General features: G+C 69.4%; 15 protein-coding genes. 10 read left to right on the forward strand and 5 right to left on the reverse strand.

Going from position 1 to position 16,993, the window contains the following annotated elements; translation table 11 throughout:
- Window position 1 precedes the first annotated feature (1 nt).
- On the reverse strand, window positions 2-736 hold the full coding sequence (locus ACEL92_RS14565) for an ArsR family transcriptional regulator (RefSeq protein ID WP_374021451.1): 735 nt from the start codon (window positions 734-736) through the stop codon (window positions 2-4).
- Window positions 737-800: 64 nt separating this feature from the next.
- Between ACEL92_RS14565 and ACEL92_RS14570 the strand changes: the two genes are divergently transcribed.
- The 9 genes from ACEL92_RS14570 to ACEL92_RS14610 all read left to right on the forward strand — a co-directional run bounded on the left by ACEL92_RS14570 (window position 801) and on the right by ACEL92_RS14610 (window position 8,766).
- Window positions 801-2,042: an APC family permease gene (locus tag ACEL92_RS14570; RefSeq protein WP_374021452.1), complete on the forward strand. Its 1,242-nt coding sequence runs from the start codon at window positions 801-803 to the stop codon at window positions 2,040-2,042.
- Between the two features lie 39 nt (window positions 2,043-2,081).
- On the forward strand, window positions 2,082-2,408 hold the full coding sequence (locus ACEL92_RS14575) for an ArsR/SmtB family transcription factor (protein WP_374021453.1): 327 nt from the start codon (window positions 2,082-2,084) through the stop codon (window positions 2,406-2,408).
- The gene (gene arsB, locus ACEL92_RS14580) at window positions 2,405-3,880 is read left to right on the forward strand and encodes an ACR3 family arsenite efflux transporter (protein ID WP_374021454.1); all 1,476 of its coding nucleotides are present in this window, start codon (window positions 2,405-2,407) and stop codon (window positions 3,878-3,880) included. Before ACEL92_RS14575 ends, arsB begins: the two co-directional genes overlap by 4 nt.
- Before the next feature lie 26 nt (window positions 3,881-3,906).
- The gene (locus tag ACEL92_RS14585) at window positions 3,907-4,326 is read left to right on the forward strand and encodes an ArsI/CadI family heavy metal resistance metalloenzyme (protein WP_374021455.1); all 420 of its coding nucleotides are present in this window, start codon (window positions 3,907-3,909) and stop codon (window positions 4,324-4,326) included.
- A gap of 57 nt (window positions 4,327-4,383) precedes the next feature.
- On the forward strand, window positions 4,384-4,881 hold the full coding sequence (locus tag ACEL92_RS14590) for a flavin reductase family protein (RefSeq protein ID WP_374021456.1): 498 nt from the start codon (window positions 4,384-4,386) through the stop codon (window positions 4,879-4,881).
- A gap of 2 nt (window positions 4,882-4,883) precedes the next feature.
- A complete protein-coding gene (locus ACEL92_RS14595) occupies window positions 4,884-5,567 on the forward strand; it encodes a pyrimidine reductase family protein (protein WP_374021457.1) in 684 nt (227 codons plus the stop codon).
- Window positions 5,568-5,711: 144 nt separating this feature from the next.
- Window positions 5,712-6,053, forward strand: a complete 342-nt coding sequence (locus tag ACEL92_RS14600; RefSeq protein WP_374021458.1) for a hypothetical protein — start codon at window positions 5,712-5,714, stop codon at window positions 6,051-6,053.
- Between the two features lie 100 nt (window positions 6,054-6,153).
- Window positions 6,154-7,938 (forward strand): protein kinase, encoded by a 1,785-nt coding sequence (locus tag ACEL92_RS14605; protein ID WP_374021459.1) that lies wholly within the window; start codon window positions 6,154-6,156, stop codon window positions 7,936-7,938.
- 6 nt (window positions 7,939-7,944) lie between these two features.
- Window positions 7,945-8,766, forward strand: a complete 822-nt coding sequence (locus ACEL92_RS14610) for a DUF1707 domain-containing protein (RefSeq protein WP_374021460.1) — start codon at window positions 7,945-7,947, stop codon at window positions 8,764-8,766.
- Between the two features lie 14 nt (window positions 8,767-8,780).
- Here the strand turns inward: ACEL92_RS14610 and ACEL92_RS14615 are convergent, their stop codons facing one another.
- The 4 genes from ACEL92_RS14615 to ACEL92_RS14630 form a co-directional block, all read right to left on the reverse strand.
- Window positions 8,781-10,958 (reverse strand): glutamine synthetase III, encoded by a 2,178-nt coding sequence (locus ACEL92_RS14615; protein WP_374021461.1) that lies wholly within the window; start codon window positions 10,956-10,958, stop codon window positions 8,781-8,783.
- 107 nt (window positions 10,959-11,065) lie between these two features.
- Window positions 11,066-12,547 (reverse strand): MFS transporter, encoded by a 1,482-nt coding sequence (locus ACEL92_RS14620; RefSeq protein WP_374021462.1) that lies wholly within the window; start codon window positions 12,545-12,547, stop codon window positions 11,066-11,068.
- 54 nt (window positions 12,548-12,601) lie between these two features.
- Window positions 12,602-14,398 (reverse strand): N-acetylglutaminylglutamine synthetase, encoded by a 1,797-nt coding sequence (gene ngg, locus ACEL92_RS14625; protein WP_374021463.1) that lies wholly within the window; start codon window positions 14,396-14,398, stop codon window positions 12,602-12,604.
- On the reverse strand, window positions 14,395-16,200 hold the full coding sequence (locus ACEL92_RS14630; RefSeq protein ID WP_374021464.1) for an N-acetylglutaminylglutamine amidotransferase: 1,806 nt from the start codon (window positions 16,198-16,200) through the stop codon (window positions 14,395-14,397). The genes ngg and ACEL92_RS14630 overlap by 4 nt, the downstream gene beginning before the upstream one ends.
- Before the next feature lie 466 nt (window positions 16,201-16,666).
- On the opposite strand from ACEL92_RS14630, the gene ACEL92_RS14635 reads away from it, so the two are divergent.
- Complete coding sequence (locus ACEL92_RS14635) at window positions 16,667-16,984, forward strand: DUF732 domain-containing protein (RefSeq protein WP_374021465.1); 318 nt, start codon at window positions 16,667-16,669, stop codon at window positions 16,982-16,984.
- Window positions 16,985-16,993 lie beyond the last annotated feature (9 nt).

The raw sequence follows: 16,993 nt of genomic DNA on the forward strand, positions 1-16,993 counted from the left end.
GTCATCGCCCTCGCGGGTAGGCGTGCAGAGTGGGCAGGAGGAAGTCGATGCGGTCGTCCAATTCGGCTGCCACCCGGGCGAATTCGGAATACGTAGCGCCCGATGGGTCAGGCACGCTCCAGTGCATCGTGGTGGTCACGCCATGGTCGCGCGCGTACTCGCGCACCCTGTCGCACAGCGTGATCACGCAGTCGAAGCGGCGGCGCGCCACCGCGGTCAGCGGCCGCGGCCGCTGCGCACCCAAGTCGATCCCGTACCGGTCGCGCATAATGCGGATCGCGTCGCGGTGTAGGTGCGGTTTGGGATGGCTGCCGGCGCTGGCGGCTCGGATGCGGCCCTGGCCCCGGCGCCCAAGCAGCGCCTCGGCCATGGGCGAGCGCGCGCTGTTGCCCGAGCACAAAAACAACACCGAGCGCGCCGGCGGCCTGGCGACGTGCGTTGGCGCCAGCGCCGGATGCAGCGCCGCCGCCGCCTCGCGGAACGCCCCGGCGCACCCCGACCGATTCAGCCGGTAGTAGGTGTCGCGGCCATCGAAACTGCTGCGCCGCGCGTCGACCAGGCCGGCCGAGCGCAGCAGCCGCAGGTGATACGAGATCAGGTTTTGCGGCTCGTCAACGGCGGCAGCCAATTCCCGCACCCGCAGGTCGCTGCCCGCCAGTTCGGTCAGCAGGGCCCAGCGCACCGGGTGCGACGCCATCCGCATCAGCGACGGAACCGCCGTCTTGCCTGCCGCCACTCCGCCGAGAATACATCAAACCAATTTGATAGGTTTGGCCACTGCGTAGCGGTGAGGAGACCGAGTGGCGGACAGCAACACCGGCGAGCTTCGCCGAAGCCTGGGATTGTTCGACGCGGTGACGATCGGGCTGGGCTCAATGATCGGCGCCGGGATTTTCGCCGCGCTCGGCCCGGCGGCGCGCGCCGCGGGCTCCGGGCTGCTGCTGGGCCTGGCGGTCGCCGCGGTGGTGGCCTACTGCAACGCCACCTCGTCCGCGCGCCTGGCCGCCCGCTACCCCTCCTCCGGCGGCACCTACCTGTATGGCCGCGAGCGGCTCGGCGAATTCTGGGGATACCTCGCGGGTTGGGGCTTCGTCGTCGGCAAGACAGCTTCGTGCGCGGCGATGGCCCTGACCATCGGCGCCTACGCGTGGCCGTCGCACGCCCACCCGGTGGCCGTCGCGGCGGTGGTGGCGCTGACCACGGTGAACTACACCGGGGTGCGGAAGTCGGCGTGGCTCACCCGCGTCATCGTCGCCCTGGTCTTGGCGGTGCTGGCCGCGGTGATCGTCGCCGCGTTCGCGGCCGGAGCGGCCGGCGCCGAGCCACTCCGGCCGGCGGGGACCACGCTGGGTGGGGTGGTCCAGGCGGCCGGGCTGTTGTTCTTCGCGTTCGCCGGCTACGCCCGCATCGCCACGCTGGGCGAGGAGGTGCGCAACCCGGCGCGCACGATCCCGCGCGCGATACCGATCGCGCTCGCCATCGCCCTGGGCGTCTACGCGCTGGTGGCCGTGGCGGCGCTCGCGGTGCTCGGGCCGCGACGCCTCGGTCGGGCGTCGGCGCCGCTCGTCGACACGGTGCGGGCGGCCGGCACGGGCTGGCTCGTTCCCGTGGTCCAGGTGGGCGCGGCCGTCGCGGCGCTGGGCTCCCTGCTGGCGCTGATCCTGGGCGTCTCGCGGACGACGCTGGCCATGGCCCGGGACCACCACCTGCCCCACGCTCTCGCCGCCGTGCACCCGCGCTTCGGCGCCCCCCACCGCGCGGAATTGCTGATCGGCCTGGTGGTGGCGATCCTGGCCGCCACCGCGGACCTGCGCGACGCGATAGGTTTCTCCTCCTTCGCCGTGCTGATCTACTACGCCGTGGCCAACGCGTCGGCGTTCACCCTGGGGCGCGACGAGGGCCGCCCCCACCGCGCGATCCCGATCACCGGGCTGGTGGGATGCGTGCTCCTCGCGTTCGCTATGCCCCTGTCGTCGGTGCTGTCGGGCCTGGCGGTGCTGGCCATCGGCGTCGCCGCCTACGCGGTTCGGCGCACCCGCTGAGGGGTGGCGCCTTGATTCGATAAATGCTTATATAGAAGAATGTCGAATCAAGGGACCGCCTGTTGTCCGTCGCTCGGGACGGCCGCCATGGCCGAATCCCAGGCCACGGAGTTGGCGGCGATGTTCAAGGCGCTGGGCGACCCGGTGCGCCTGAGGTTGCTCAGCCTGATCGCCAGCCACCCCGGCGGCGAGGCTTGCGTCTGCGAGATCTCGGCGACCTTCGACCTGTCGCAGCCGACGATCTCCCATCACCTCAAGCTGCTGCGCGCCGCCGGGTTACTGGACTGCGAACGGCGCGGCACGTGGGTGTACTACTGGGTGATCCCCGCCGCGCTGCAGCGACTTTCGTCGGTGCTCACGCCATGACCCAAACCCGCGCCCCGGCGCCCACCGCGGCGACGACCCGCCTGCCCCTCCTTGACCGGCTGCTGCCGGTGTGGATCGGGGCGGCGATGGCCGCAGGCCTGGTGCTCGGCCGAGTGGTTCCAGGCCTCGGTTCAACCCTGAGCGCCGTTGCCGTGCAGGGCATTTCGTTGCCGATCGCGATCGGCCTGCTGGTCATGATGTATCCGGTGCTGGCCAAGGTTCGCTACGACCGGCTCGACGAAGTCACCGCCGATCGCAAGCTCATGGTCTCGTCGGTGTTACTGAATTGGGTGGTCGGGCCGGCCGTGATGTTCGTGTTGGCCTGGTCGCTGCTGCCGGACCTGCCCGAGTACCGCACGGGCCTGATCATTATCGGGCTGGCCCGCTGCATCGCGATGGTCATCATCTGGAACGACCTGGCTTGCGGGGATCGTGAGGCCGCGGCCGTGCTGGTCGCCTTGAACTCGCTGTTTCAGGTGCTCATGTTCGCCGCGCTGGGCTGGTTCTACCTGTCGGTGCTGCCCGGCTGGCTCGGCCTGCCGCAGACCGGCATCCGGGTCTCCCCCTGGCAGATCGCCAAGGCGGTGCTCATCTTCCTCGGCATCCCGCTGCTGGCGGGATACCTGTCGCGTCGACTGGGCGAACGGTTCCGGGGCCGCGACTGGTATGAGGCGCGGTTCCTGCCCCGCGTCGGGCCGTGGGCCCTGTACGGGTTGCTGTTCACCATCGTGATCCTGTTCGCCCTGCAGGGCCACGAGATCACCTCCCGGCCGTGGGACGTGGTCCGCATCGCGATCCCGCTGCTGGCGTACTTCGCGATCATGTGGGCCGGCGGGTACGCCCTGGGACTCCTGCTGCGCCTGGGCTACGCCCGCACGGCCACCCTGGCTTTCACCGCCGCCGGTAACAACTTCGAGTTAGCCATCGCGGTGGCCATCGCGACCTACGGCGTCACGTCCGGGCAGGCCGTCGCCGGGGTGGTCGGCCCGCTGATCGAGGTGCCCGTGTTGGTCGGGCTGGTCTACGTGTCGCTCGCGTTGCGTGCAGGGTTTTCGCCGATGACCGGTAAGCCCAGCGTCCTGTTCGTCTGCGTGCACAACGCCGGCCGCTCCCAGATGGCCGCCGCCCTGCTGAGCCGGATGGCCGACGACCGCATCGAAGTCCGTTCCGCCGGAACGCAACCGGCCGACGAGGTCAATCCCATGGCGATCGCCGCCATGGCCGAGCTGGGCATCGACATCACCATGGCCAGCCCGAAGATCCTCGCCGGCGATGACGTGCAGACGTCCGACGTGGTGATCACCATGGGCTGCGGTGATACCTGCCCCTACTTTCCGGGGGTGTCCTACCGCGACTGGAACGTGCCCGACCCGACCGGTCAACCGCTGGCCGCGGTGCGCGCCATCCGCGACGACATCGCCGGACGCGTCGAGGCGCTGATCGCCGAACTGCTGCCCACCTCGACCCCATAGCCCGCACCCCAAAGAAAGGACACCTCGTGTCTCGTGTGCAACTCGCCCTCAACGTCGACGACCTCGGAGAGGCGATCGCGTTCTACTCCAAGCTCTTCAACGCCGAGCCGGCCAAGGTCAGGCCCGGCTACGCCAACTTCGCGATCGCCGAGCCCCCGCTCAAACTGGTGCTGCTCGAAAACCCCGGCCACGGCGGCAGCCTCAACCACCTCGGCGTCGAAGTCGCCTCCAGCGACACCGTGCACGCCGAAATCGCTCGCCTGGCCGAGCGCGGGCTGCTGACCGAGGAGGAGCTCGACACCACTTGCTGCTTCGCCAACCAGGACAAGGTGTGGGTCACCGGCCCCGGCGGGGAACGCTGGGAGGTCTACACCGTCATCGCCGACTCTGACACCTTCGGCCCGGGCACCGACGAAACCCCGCAGAGCTGCGCGTGTAGCGGGTGACGCGCCGGAAACGGGCCGGTGCGGTTCCCGCGCGGGCCGAACGGGAAGACTGAGCGGATGGCCGATCCGGGAGAAGACGCGTTCGAACAGCTGGTCGCGGTGCTGAACTACCCGATGTTCGTCGTGACGACGCGGGCCGACGGCGTCGCGGCGGGCTGTCTGGTGGGCTTCGCGAGCCAGACCAGCATCCACCCACCCCGCTTCCTGGTGGGCCTGTCCCGCAAGAACCACACGTTCCGCGTCGCCACCACGGCGACCCACCTGGCGGTGCACGTGTTCGACCACGACCACCTCGACGTCGCGGAGCTGTTCGGCAGCCAGACCGGTGACACCGTCAACAAGTTCGAGCGCTGCTCGTGGCACAGCGGCCCGGCGCAGCTGCCCATCCTCGACGACGCGGCCGCCTGGTTCGCCGGCGAGATTCTCGAGCGGTTCTCCCTCGGCGACCACGTCGGGCATCTGCTCGCGCCGATGGATGGCCGCCCGCCGCGGGAGCTGGAAAGCTGGGTGTCCTTCGGCGACGTCCGGCACCTGGAACCCGGCCACGAGGCGTAGCCGTGGCTCCCCGCGTGGGCGCCGTCGCCGACATCACCGAGCTTGCATCGTTCTACGCCGACCCCCCGCCGGGGGTGCGGGTCAACATGATCTTCAGCGCCGACGGCGCCGCGGCGTTCGGCGGCCGGGCCGGGCCGCTGTCGTGCCCCACCGATCAGCAGCTGCTGAAAATCCTGCGGGGCTTCGCCGACGTGGTCCTGGTGGGCGCCGGCACCGCCCGCGCCGAAAACTACGGCCCGGTCCGCATCACCGACGCGGGCCCGACCCCACCGCCGCCGATCGCGGTGGTCAGCCGCAGCGGCCGGCTGCCGGCCAGGCTGCTCAGCGACCCCGATCAGCCGCCGATCGTGGTGACGTGCGGGCAGTCGGCGCCGCGCGAGAACCACGGCGACGGGCGGCGGCTGCTGGTCGCGGGCGACGATGCCGTCGACGTGGCACAAGCCGTCGCGCTGCTGCGCGAACGAGGCATGCACCGCATCCTGTGCGAGGGCGGCCCCACCCTGCTCGACGAGTTGGTCGAGGCCGACGCCGTCGATGAGATCTGCGTGACTCTGGCGCCCAAACTCGCCGCGAGCCAGCCGGTGGGAAGGCGCCCGACCGCGTCGCCGCTGCCCGCACCGGTGACGATGCGCCTCGAGCACGCGCTGGTCTGCGACGGCTACGTGTTCCTGCGCTACCGCCGCTGATTCCGCTCGACATGCAGCCGGGGAACGGCCTTCCTATGATGGAAATGCCGGTTTGAACACCCGTATCGAATCGCCTGCGCGGCATGGTTTTCAGATCCTCGCCGTCTACTTTCTCGAGCCACACAGAGGAGGACTATCGGCCAGGTGAGCAGCTCAAACGACGACCATGACTATCGCAATCTGGCGGTGAACCGGCTGCGGCCGAGCGAGGTTGAGTGGGCACTGAATCACGACGCCGTGCACGGGATCGCGTACGCCTTCCGGCATCCCGTCGCCGTCGCCGAATCCCTCGACGATCCGGACGACGACAGACTGACCTACCTCATCCGCGTCAAGCGCGACGACCTGGCCAACGCTTTCGGCAAGATCAACGACTGGATCACCGAAAACCCCGGCCCCGCCGGGATGCAGGCCTTCGGCTTCGTCCGCGCGCTGTCCCGCGAAGGGCTGACCGAACGCGCCGGCGGTGAGGACGAACTCCGTTGATCCCGCCGTCCGATTAGCTGGCTTTCGTTATTCGCCGTGCCCAGCGGCCTGCGAAACCTTAGCCTTATGCCTGCGCACGGTCGGTGACTGAGGAGTCGGGATGGGTGACACGACCGCGGATTCGCGGGAGGGTTCGCAGTTCGGTCCATACCTGCTGCGGCGGCTGATCGGTCGCGGGGGCATGGGCGACGTTTACGAGGCCGAGGACACGGTCCGGGAGCGCACGGTCGCGCTGAAGCTGATGTCACAGACGCTGTCCAACGACCCCGTCTTCCGCTCCCGCATGCAGCGCGAGGCCCGCACGGCGGGCCGGTTGCAGGAACCGCACGTGGTGCCGATTCACGACTTCGGGGAGATCGACGGCCAACTCTACGTCGACATGCGCCTGATCGACGGAAAGGACCTGGCCGGCATGCTGAGCCGGTACGGGCCGCTGTCCCCGCCGCGGGCGGTGGCGATCGTCCGCCAGATCGGCTCGGCGCTCGACGCCGCGCATGCCGCCGGGGTCCTGCATCGCGACGTGAAACCGGAGAACATCCTGGTGAGCGGCGACGACTTCGCGTACCTGGTCGACTTCGGGATCGCCAGCGCGACCGCGGACGAGAAGCTGACCCAGATCGGCACCACCGTGGGCACGGTCAAGTACATGGCCCCGGAGCGGTTCAGCGACTCCGACGTGACCCATCGCGCCGACATCTACGCGTTGGCCTGCGTCTTGTACGAATGCCTGACCGGATCCCCGCCGTACACCGGTGACCAGATCGGCGTGATGGGCGCCCACCTGCACCAGGCGATCCCGAAACCCAGCGCCGCGCGGCCCGGCATCCCGGTCGCCTTCGACGGGGTGATCGCCCGCGGCATGGCCAAGGATCCCGCGGACCGCTACGCCACCTGCGGTGACCTGTCGGCGGCCGCCTACGCGGCGCTCGCCGAACCCGACCAGGACCGGGCCACCGACATCCTGCAGCGCAGCCAGGTGGCGCGGATGCCGGCCGCGTTCGCCAGCCACCAGTCCGCCGGGATCGCCCAGGCCGCCCCCGCACACGCCCCCTCGTCCGGCCCGATGTGGGCGTCGACGCCTCCCGGCGGCCCGGCGCCCCAGCCGACGGGATGGGGCGGCGCCCCCACCTGGGGACCCAGCACCCCTGGGCCGATCGGGGCGCCCTGGGGTCAACCGCCGCGGCCGAGCAGGAAACCCTGGCTGTGGGTCGGCGTCGCCGGCACCGCCCTGGTGGCCATCGTGGGCGTCGCGCTCGCCGTAATCCGGCCGTGGGAACCGTCGGCTCCGCCGGAGCCGACGAAGCCCCCGCCCCCAGCGGACGCCGTCGCGCTGCGGGTGCTCGATGACGGCGTGTTCGTGGGCAGCTCGGCCGCGTCGACAACGATCGACATCTTCAACGAGCCGATCTGCCCGCCGTGCGGCAGCTTCATCCGGTCGAATGCGGGCGACATCGACACCGCCGTGAACAACAAAAAGCTCGCGGTGCGCTATCACCTGCTCGACTTCCTCGACGACAAGTCGCACAGCAAGAACTACTCGACCCGGGCGGTCGCGGCGTCGTACTGCGTCGCGGCGCAAAACGACGCCAAGACATACACCGCCTTCTATTCGGGCTTGTTCGCCAGCAATTTCCAGCCGGCGGAGGATGCCCCGGAGGACCGCACCGACGGCGAACTGGCCCAGTTGGCCAAGAACGTCGGGGCGGACGCCGACGTGTTGACGTGCATCAAGTCCGGCGACGACGTGGGCACGGGCAAGGCGAAATCCGCGGCCGGGTACGCGACGTTGTCCGGGCTCAACGCCAATTCGACACCCTTCGTGTGGGACGGCACCGCGTCGGTGAACTACTCGGACCCGACCTGGCTGACCAAGCTCATCGGGTAGCGGGCGATGATCGATGACACCCGGGCGAGCGACAACGACCGAAACCGGACCTGCGAGGCGCTCGACGCGGCGCTCGGTGACGGGCAGCTGTCGACCGAAGAGCACCGCGAGCGAGTAAGCGCCGCCACCAGGGCCACGACGCTGCGCGAGCTGCAGTCGCTGGTCGCCGACCTGCAGATCCACCCGGCCGCCGAGCGGCCGCCGTCGTCGCCGCCCGGGATCACCAGGCGCCGGGCCTGGGCCGGGCTGGCCATCGCTCTGGTGCTGGTCGGCGCCGGCGTCGCCTGGGGTCTGCAGCGCGACACCCCTTCGGCGCCAGCGCCTTCCGCCGCGCCCACGGCCGCCCCCAGCAGCGCCGCCATGACCACCACGCCGGCGCCCCCAATGCCGCAGCTGCTCACCCTGAGCGGGGTGAGCGGGGTGCTGGCGCAGATGCGGACGCAGTTCGGCGACACGCTGGGCTACCAGCTGAACATCTACCAGACCCAGGTGGTCGTCATGCGTCCGGACACCGCGAACCCCCGGAAGGTGGTGAACTGGCTGGGCCGCGACGGCAATTGGGCAACCGTCGGCCCCGAGAACGCGGTGTCATCGCGCTTGGTGGTCGGTGACCTCAGCAAGTTCGACATCCAGGCGGTCGTCGACGTGCTGCAACAGGCGCCCCAGACCCTGCACATCTACGACGCCAACCGGATCTTCCTGGCGATCGAGTCCCGCAAGGACGGCGGCTTGCACCTGCAGATCAACGCCAGCGACGGCGCCCTCAGCGGCACCATTGTGCTGGCCCCGGATGGCTCGATCACCCAGGTCGCTCCCCCGGTGCACTGATCCGCGGCCGACGCCTACAGGATGTAGAGCATTTCCTGGTAGGTCGGCAGCGGCCACAGGTCGTCGGCCACAATGCCTTCCAGCGCGTCGGCGGCCGTGCGCACCGCCTCCATCGCCGGCAGCAGCGCCTCCTGGGCGTGCTTGGCCTCATCGAGCCCCGATTCCGCCGAGTGCTTCGACAGCGCCGCTTTCAGCGTTGTCAGCGCGGCGGTGAGGTCGGCAAGCGGGGCCGAAACCGCTTCCAGCGCAGTCGTGTCCGGCTCCATCCCGGCGGCCTTCAACGTCGCGACGTTGCCGGCCAGCTCGGTCTGGTAGCGCAGCGCCGCGGGCAGGATGACCGTGGTACCGATCTCGAGGGCCAGCTTCGCCTCCACCCCGATGGTCAAGGCGTACTGCTCCAGGCGGACTTCGTAACGGCTGTGCAGCTCGCGTTCGTTGAAAACCCCGTACTTCTCGAACACTTCGACCGATTCCGGCTTGATGAGCTCCGGGATGGCGTCCAGCGTGGTCTTGAGGTTGGGCAGTCCGCGCTCGGCGGCCTCGATCTGCCAGTTCTCCGAGTACCCGTCCCCGTTGAACACCACGGCGCCGTGATCGGTGATGATCTCGGTGAGCAGCTTCTGCACGGCCGCGTCGAAGTCCTCGCCGTCTTCGACGGCCTTCTCCAAAGTCGTTGCGATGTAGTCGAACGAGTCGGCCATGATCGTGTTGAGGACGATCATCGGCACGGCGACGGTCTGCCCCGAGCCCGGCGCCCGGAACTCGAACCGGTTGCCGGTGAACGCGAACGGGCTGGTGCGGTTGCGGTCGCCCGGATCGGTCGGCAGCGGCGGCAGGGTGTCGACGCCGATGATCATGGTGCCCTTGCCCTTTGACGAGGTGGCCGCGCCCTTGGCGATCTGCTCGAACACGTCGGCCAGCTGCTCGCCGAGGAAGATCGAGATGATCGCCGGCGGCGCCTCGTTGGCGCCCAGGCGGTGGTCGTTGGTGGCCGACGCGACCGACACCCGAAGCAGCCCGGCGAACTTGTGCACGGCGCGGATGACCGCGGCGCAGAACACCAGGAATTGGGCGTTCTCGTGTGGCGTGTCGCCGGGCACCAGCAGCGACCCCAGCTCCGCGTTGCCCACCGAGAAGTTGACGTGCTTGCCCGAGCCGTTGACGCCGGCGAACGGCTTCTCGTGGAACAGGCATTCCATGCCGTGCTTCTTGGCGACCGTCTTGAAGACCGTCATCAGTAGCTGCTGGTGGTCGGAGGCGATGTTGGCCCGCTCGAACATCGGTGCGATCTCGAACTGGCCGGGGGCCACCTCGTTGTGCCGGGTCTTGGCGGGGATGCCGAGCTTGAACAGCTCACGCTCGGTGTCCATCATGAAGCCGAGCACTCGCTCGGGCACAGCGCCGAAGTAGTGGTCGTCGAATTCCTGTCCCTTGGGCGGCTTGGCGCCGAACACGGTCCGCCCGGCGTTGATCAGGTCGGGTCGCGCCAGGAAGAAGTGCCGGTCGACGAGGAAGTATTCCTGCTCCGGACCGCAGAACGAGACGACGTGGTTGAGGTCCTTGTGGCCGAACAGCGTCAGGATGCGCTCGGCCTGCGTGCCCATGGCCTGCTGGCTGCGTAGCAGCGGCGTCTTGTAGTCCAGCGCCTCCCCGGTCATCGAGACGAACACCGTCGGGATGCACAGCGTGTTGCCGTTCGGGTTTTCCAGGACGTAGGCGGGGCTGGTGACGTCCCAGCCGGTGTAACCCCGCGCCTCAAACGTGCTGCGCAGGCCGCCGGACGGGAAGCTCGAAGCGTCGGGCTCGCCCTGGATGAGCGTCTTGCCGGCGAATTCGGCCAAGGTCTGCCCGTCGGAGACGGGCTCCAGGAAGCTGTCGTGCTTCTCGGCGGTCAGGCCGGTCATCGGGTAGAAGACGTGGGCGTAGTGGGTGGCGCCCTTCTCCAAAGCCCAGTCCTTCATGGCGACGGCGACCGCGTCGGCGACCGCGGGGTCGAGCTTGGCGCCCTTGTCAATGGTCGCGACGATCGACTTGTACACCGCCTTCGGCAACCGCGCCTGCATCTCCGCCTTGGTGAAGACGTTGGAGCCGAAGATCTCCCCGGGCAGTTCGCCCGGGACGAAGCTGACGGCAGGGGGAACGTATGCCTCGACATTGTTGATCGCCTGGAGGCGGACCGCATTACCGCTCAATGGAATTCCTATCGCTGAGGGGGCCCACGACTAGTGGACCGACTCACACTAGGAACTCTCGATGGCGGATTTGTTACGTCCGCGTCACCGCTATCGCCGCGATGGTTTCAAACAGAAGACGGCCCGCGGTCGTTTGGCTCGGCGTCGTCCACCGTCAACGGCAGGGCCAACTCTTCGAGCGGCCGCCGTTCGGCCGCGACGCCGAGCCGCAATTCGACCAGGCCGGCGATCGCCATGACCGCCGCGCCCGTCAGGAACGACCACATCACCTGGCCGCGTTCCCCGGAACTGATCAGCTGCCCGAACAGCAGCGGGCCGGTGATGCCGCCGATCGCGGTTCCCACCGCGTAGAAGAACGCGATCGCCAGCGCCCTGGTCTCCATCGGGAAGATCTCGCTGACCGTCAGGTAGGCGGCGCTGGCGCCCGCCGACGCCAAAAAGAACGCGACCGCGAGCACTGCGATGAATGCCCAGACGCCGCCGGTCTGGGTCACGAACAGGATCGCCAGGACGACGGCCACCAGCGCGGACCCGAGGTAGGTGGCGGTGATCATCGGCTTGCGGCCGACGGTGTCGAAGAGGTGGCCCAGTGCCAGCGGCCCGACGAAATTGCTCAGCGCCCACAGGATGAAGAAGAGCGGCACCTTGCCCGACGGCACGCCGTAGAACCCGCTCAACAGGGTGCCCAGGTTGAACGTCACACCGTTGTAGAGGAACGCCTGCCCGGTGAACAGCGCCAGCCCCAGGATCGCGCGCTGCGGGTAGAGCTTGAACGCCACCCGGGCGATCTCCCGGAACGAGATCGTCTCGCGCTGACGGATTTTGAGCCCGCGGCCTTGCGGCGCGGGCAGGGGTTCGCCGGTCTCCCGCCGCACCGCCTCCTCGATCTCGCCGACGACCCGCTCGGCCTCCTTGTCGCGGCCGTGGATGAACAGCCAGCGCGGGCTCTCGGGGACGTTGCGCCGCACGAGCAGCACGAAGATGCCGAAGATGGCGCCGATGCCGAAGGCCAGCCGCCAGCCGATGTTGGGCGCGAAGTTCGACGTGTCAAGCAGGACGAGGGCGCCGGCGGCACCCGCGGCCGAACCGAGCCAGTACGTCCCGTTGATGATCAGGTCGACGCGGCCGCGCAGGCGGGCGGGGATCAACTCGTCGATGGCCGAATTGATGGCGGCGTACTCGCCGCCGATGCCGGCCCCGGTGAAGAACCGCGCGATGAAGAAATACCACGGGGCGAAGGCGAACGCGGTCGCGACGGTGGCGGCCAGGTAGACCGCCAGGGTGAGCATGAACAGATTGCGCCGCCCGAAGCGGTCGGTCAGGTGGCCGAAGAACAGCGCGCCCAGGCACGCGCCGGCGATGTAGAACGCGGCCGCCATGCCGATCTGCGCGGCGTTCAGGTCGATGCCGCTGCCCTTTTCCGTCAGGCGAGCGGACACGTTGCCCACCATGGTGACCTCGAGCCCGTCCAGGATCCACACCCCGCCCAGCCCGATGACGACGCGCCAGTGGAATCGCGACCAGGGCAGCCGGTCCAGGCGCGCGGGCACGTGGGTGGTGATGGTTCCGGTTTGCACGCTTCCGCTCATCTGCCTCCTATCCGAGTGGCTTCAGAAGTACCCAGGCGAGGCGAGGCGCACGCCTCAGCCGCGGTCGGCGCGCGACTCCTCGGGGGTCCAGGGTTGCGGCTGGCCCGGGTGGCCGGGGAACAGGAAGTCGATGAAGGCGGCGGCCGTGGGCTGGGGTTCGTGGTTGGCCAGCCCGGGCCGTTCGTTGGCTTCGATGAAGGCGTACTCGGCGCCGGTGACGTCGGGCACCAGCAGGTCGATGCCGGTCACGGGGATGCCGATCGCCTCGGCCGCCGTGACCGCCACCCGGCACAGTTCCTGGTTCACCACGGCGGTGACGTCGTGGATGGTGCCGCCCTGATGCAGGTTGGCGGTGCGGCGGACGCGCAGGCGGGTGCCCTGGGGCAGCACGTCGTCCAGCGTCCAGCCCGCCTCGGCGACCGTCGACTCGGTGAGGTCGTCGAGCGGGATGCGGGATTCGCCGCCGGTGGCCGCGGAGCGCCGCCGGCTTTCGGCCGCGATCAGGTCGCGGATGCTGTGCTCCCCCGTGCCGATGACCTCGGGCGGCATCCGCAGCGCGGCGGCGACCACCCGGCCGTCGATCACCACCAGCCGAAGGTCGTCGCCCTGCACCCGCTGTTCGATCAACACGTCCGGGTATTGCTGGCGGGCACGGGCCAGCGCGGCGGCCAGCTCTTCGGGACCGTTATCGGCGGTCACGCCGACGGTGATGCCCTTGCCCTGCTCGCCGCGGGTCGGTTTGACGACGACCTCGCCGACCTCGGTGAGGAAGTTGTAGTCGCCCTCGTCGAAGGTGGCCAGGCGCGCCCGGGGCACCGTGATGCCCGCCTCGGAGACCAGGCGCCGGGTCAGCCGCTTGTCGTCGCAGCGGCACATGGCGACCGCCGAGGTGTATTCGGACAGCGATTCACGGGTGATGACGCTGCGGCCGCCGTGGGTGAGGCGCATCTCGCCCGTCTCGGCGTCGAGCACCTCGACCCAGATGCCGCGGCGCAGCGCCTCGTCGGCGATGATCCGGGCGTAGGGGTTGAGGTCGTCGACCGTCTCGGGCGGCGGACTGAACAGCGGCTCGTTGATCGCGTTCTTGCGCTTGATCGCCAACACCGGCACGCGGACGAAACCCAGCTTCTCGTACAAGCCGATGGCGGCGGCGTTGTCGTGCGCGACGGACAGGTCCATGTAGGCGCGGCCCGCGTTTCGGAAGCGCTCGGCCAGCGCGCGGGTGAGGGCCGCGCCGATGCCGGGCAGCCCGGCCGCCGGGTCGACGGCCAGCGTCCACAGGCTCGATCCCTGCTCGGGATCGTCGAACAGCAGCTCGTGGTCGACGCCGGTCACGGTGCCCACCACGGCGCCGTCCGTGTCGCGCACCGCCAGCAGGTAGGTCACCGCGGGGACATTCAGGTGGTTGTTCCAGATGACGTCGACGCCGGCCGGGACCATCCCGCAACGCACGTAGACACGGTTCATGGCGTCGGCGTCGATCGGGTCGTTCAGCGTGCGCACGGTCACGCCGACCGGCGCCGGCGAGGAGTCCTCGCTTTTCCTCGCGTCGGTGAAGCGCAGCCGGTACGTGTGGCTGGGGTCGATGAAGAGCTCGGTCGGCGCCTCCGCGACCACCACGTGGGATTCGCGGGCGTAGATGCAGATGTCGCGGCGACCGGGCCCCTCCCGGCGCAGCGCCTCGACCAGATGATGGGCGTCGGCGAAGGTCTGGCCGAAAATCAGTCGGCCCCAGCCCAATTCGAGCTCGACATCCTTGGCCATCACCTCGACCAGTTCCGGCGGCGAGGCGTCATGCAGGCCCATCGTGATCGCCTCGGTGTGGTCGCCAGAGGGATCGATTTCGGTCATGCCACCGGACCCGTGATGCCGTGCCGCTGCAGCCACAGTTCGAGCAGGGCGATCTGCCAGAGTTCGTTGCCGCGCAGCGGGGTCAGCTTGCTGTTCGGGTCGGCCAGCAGCGCGTCGACCGCCTCGGTGCGAAACAGGCCGCGCTCCTTGGCCACGGGCGCGTAGAGGGCGTCGCGCACCATGTCGAGGTAGGGCCCCTCGAGGTGGGTCAGCGCCGGAACCGGGAAATAGCCCTTGGGCCGGTCGATGACCTCCGACGGAATCACCCGTCGCGCGGCCTGCTTGAGGACGCCCTTGCCTTCGTGGGCGATCTTCAGCTCCGGCGGGCAGGTCGCCGCCAGCTCGACGAGCTCGTGGTCGAGGAACGGGACCCGGCCCTCCAGCCCCCAGGCCATGGTCATGTTGTCGACCCGTTTCACCGGGTCGTCCACCAGCATCACGGTGGTGTCCAGCCGCAGCGCGCGGTCGACGCCCGTCTCGGCGCCGGCGCGCGCGAAGTGCTCGGTGACGAAGCGCTCGCTGGGGTCGTCCGGGGCCATGATGCCCGGCCCCAGCAGGCCCGCCATCTCGGCCGAGTCACGATCGAAGAACGCGCCGCGGTACTCGGCGACCGAGCCCTGTAGCGAGGCCGCGGCCGGCGAGCCCATCGGCGGGTACCAGTGGTAGCCGGCGAACACCTCGTCGGCGCCCTGGCCCGACTGCACGACCTTGACGTGCCGCGCCACTTCCTGGCTGAGCAGGTAGAAGGCGACGCAGTCGTGGCTGACCATCGGCTCGCTCATCGCGCCGATGGCGCCGTCGAGCGCGGGCAGCATCCGCTCGGTGCCGATGCGGATCTGGTGGTGATCGGTTTCGAAGCGCCGGGCGATGATGTCCGACCACCGGAACTCGTCGCCCCCGACGCCACCGGCCGACTCGAAACCGATGGAGAAGGTCATCAGCCCGTGCTGGCCGGCCTCGGCGAGCAGGCCGACGATCAGGCTGGAGTCGACGCCACCCGATAGCAGGCAGCCGACCGGCACGTCGGCGACCAGCCGGCGCTTGACCGCGACCCGGAGCGCGTCCAGCACCGCCTCTTCCCAGTCGGTTTCCGACCAGCCGGCGCGGTCGTCGTGCCGGGTGAAGTCGGGGGTCCAGTAGGTGGTGATGGTGCGCCGGCCGTCGGGCTCGATCGCCACGAGCGACGCGGGCGGCACCTTGCGAACCCCGCGCAGGATGGTCAGCGGCGCCGGAACCACCGAGTGGAACGTCATGTAATGGTGCAGGGCGACCGGGTCGATGCGAGTGTCCACGCCGCCGCCGGCCAGCAACGCCGGCAGGGCCGAGGCGAACCGGATCCGGTGGCCGTCTTCGGTCAGGTAGAGCGGCTTGATCCCCAGCCGGTCACGGCCCAGCAGCACCCGGCCGCTGTCACGCTCGACGATGGCGAAGGCGAACATGCCGTGCAGGTGGCTGACGAAGTCGTCGCCCCAGTGCCGGTAGGCCTTGATCAGGACCTCGGTGTCACTGTGCGAGAAGAACCGGTAGCCGTGTCCGGTGAGTTCGCGGCGCAACTGCTTGTAGTTGTAGATGCAGCCGTTGAAGGCGATCGCCAGGCCCAGCTCCGAGTCGACCATCGGCTGGGCGCCGGCCTCGCTGAGGTCGATGATCTTGAGCCGACGATGACCGAGCGCTACCCGCCCCTGTGACCAGGCGCCGGACGCGTCCGGCCCCCTTGGGGCCATCACGGCGGCCATTGCGGACACCGCTGCTACGTCGGGGACCCGCCCGTCGAGCCTTACCTCCCCGGTGACTCCGCACACTCCTTGGACCATACCGAAGGCGGTCGCCGCGCGCCCGAACGGCCACTGTGAAATACGTCGTCGCCGTGCGGGTGGCCCGGGCGATGCGGCTCCCACCGGCGGGCCGAAGACCCACGACAGGCGGGCGCAATCGCGGGCCGGAGGACCGCTTTTGGGTCGCGGCGAATGCCCCGACTGTAAATTTTCGGTTGCGCTCTGCTCTCGCTTCCCGAGCCGCGAGCGCCGCGATTCGCGGCCGCTGAACCCCACCCGGTCGCGCGATTCGGTCGCGGCGACATCGCAGTCGTGGCAAATCAACGGGTTTTGCGGCGTTCCCGACGCGGCCGCCCCGCGTGTTGCCGCGTCGACCGCCCGATTCCTGTGAGGTGGCGGGCTTGGCGACGGCGAGAAAGATGCGCCGGTTCTCCGTTACTGTGCAGCCACTCTTACGACACCCCGTCATCACTTTGAGGAGACCGCGAGCCGAATGAATGCGCGTGCCGGGATGTTTCTGACGCTCGCCGCAGGGGCCGCACTGTTTTTCGCGGCGCCGGCGTCCGCCGACCCAAAAGACGATTCCTTCATCGCCGAAATTCAGCGGAACGGGATCGTCTTCACCGATCGGGGCGCCGCGATCGCCGCGGGGCACAACATGTGCGCCGGACTCGACCAGGGCAAGACGCCAACCTCGTTGGTGCTCAACGTCGTACGGGCCACCGACCTGTCGGCGCACGAGGCCGGCTACCTGCTGGGCGCTTCCGTGGCGTCGTATTGCCCGCAACACAAGGCCGCTGTCGGCAACTAACGCCGCGGC

Origin of the sequence: Mycobacterium hainanense (assembly GCF_041890355.1) — a bacterium.
Taxonomy (GTDB): domain Bacteria; phylum Actinomycetota; class Actinomycetes; order Mycobacteriales; family Mycobacteriaceae; genus Mycobacterium; species Mycobacterium hainanense.

Bases quoted from the DNA above. Each gene is read 5' to 3' on its own strand.
- ACEL92_RS14575 (WP_374021453.1), top strand. From the start codon at position 2,082: ATGTCGAATCAAGGGACCGCCTGTTGTCCGTCGCTCGGGACGGCCGCC.
- arsB (WP_374021454.1), top strand. From the start codon at position 2,405: ATGACCCAAACCCGCGCCCCGGCGCCCACCGCGGCGACGACCCGCCTG.
- ACEL92_RS14590 (WP_374021456.1), top strand. From the start codon at position 4,384: ATGGCCGATCCGGGAGAAGACGCGTTCGAACAGCTGGTCGCGGTGCTG.
- ACEL92_RS14605 (WP_374021459.1), top strand. From the start codon at position 6,154: ATGGGTGACACGACCGCGGATTCGCGGGAGGGTTCGCAGTTCGGTCCA.
- ACEL92_RS14610 (WP_374021460.1), top strand. From the start codon at position 7,945: ATGATCGATGACACCCGGGCGAGCGACAACGACCGAAACCGGACCTGC.
- ACEL92_RS14620 (WP_374021462.1), bottom strand. From the start codon at position 12,547: ATGAGCGGAAGCGTGCAAACCGGAACCATCACCACCCACGTGCCCGCG.
- ngg (WP_374021463.1), bottom strand. From the start codon at position 14,398: ATGACCGAAATCGATCCCTCTGGCGACCACACCGAGGCGATCACGATG.
- ACEL92_RS14635 (WP_374021465.1), top strand. From the start codon at position 16,667: ATGAATGCGCGTGCCGGGATGTTTCTGACGCTCGCCGCAGGGGCCGCA.